This window comes from Rhodococcus sp. B10, assembly GCF_011770055.1.
Lineage (GTDB): Bacteria > Actinomycetota > Actinomycetes > Mycobacteriales > Mycobacteriaceae > Rhodococcoides > Rhodococcoides kyotonensis_B.
The window spans coordinates 1-429 of the sequence record NZ_JAAFYV010000109.1 but is presented as its reverse complement, the minus strand read 5'-3'; the positions used below and the strand labels follow the sequence as shown (position 1 = coordinate 429).

The following is a 429-nucleotide window of genomic DNA, read 5'->3' as shown; positions in this document are numbered from 1 at the left end:
GACCAGTATCTTCATATGCTCCATCATTCTTCCAAGAGAGAATTTGTCGTCCGTGCTCTTTGGTGCCTGTGACATATGGCACACAGCGCTTCCTCTGTTACACACGGCAAGTGTGATGAGTGCCATCCAGGGCACCCATCACACTGTGGCGCTCACATTGCCGCGTAGTTGGGGCCACCGCCCCCTTCCGGGGTGACCCAGACGATGTTCTGCGTCGGATCCTTGATGTCGCAAGTCTTGCAGTGCACGCAGTTCTGCGCGTTGATCACCAACTGGTCGGCGCCGTCTTTGTTGACGAACTCATACACTCCCGCCGGGCAGTAGCGCCCTTCAGGGCCGCCAAACTTGGCCAAGTTGATGTTCACCGGCACGCTGACATCCTTGAGCGTGAGGTGCGCTGGCTGGTTCTCTTCGTGGTTGGTGTTGCTC

1 protein-coding gene is annotated in these 429 nt (G+C 57.3%); it reads right to left on the bottom strand.

Going from position 1 to position 429, the window contains the following annotated elements:
- Window positions 1–152: 152 nt before the first annotated feature.
- Window positions 153–429 (bottom strand): 4Fe-4S dicluster domain-containing protein (locus RhoFasB10_RS25880; RefSeq protein WP_206031388.1); only part of this gene is annotated, 277 nt, incomplete at its 5' end.